The following is a 261-nucleotide window of genomic DNA, read 5'->3' on the forward strand; positions in this document are numbered from 1 at the left end:
AGAAGGAAGCTTTGGCCACACGGGATTTACAGGAACAAGTCTCTGGATTGATCCAAAGGAAGAACTTATTGTGACCTTCTTAACGAATATAGTTCATTACGGAAGGCATCACAATATGAAACAGATCAGGCCTCATCTTCATTCATTGATATCAACTACATTAACTAAGGGGGAAACGTTTTGAAGAAAATGAAAGCGTTAACGTTTGTTGGTTTTCTAGCTTTTATTCTAGTGTTGTCCGCATGTAGCTCACAAAGTGGT

The 261-nt window shown here is 38.7% G+C and carries 1 protein-coding gene; it reads left to right on the forward strand.

Annotated features, from left to right (window positions below; translation table 11 throughout):
* Positions 1 to 184, forward strand: a 184-nt coding sequence (locus JI667_RS21905; protein WP_206858594.1) for a serine hydrolase, incomplete at its 5' end; no start/stop codon positions are given.
* Positions 185 to 261 lie beyond the last annotated feature (77 nt).

This window comes from Bacillus sp. NTK074B (assembly GCF_017303375.1).
In the GTDB taxonomy this organism is placed as follows: domain Bacteria; phylum Bacillota; class Bacilli; order Bacillales; family Bacillaceae_B; genus Rossellomorea.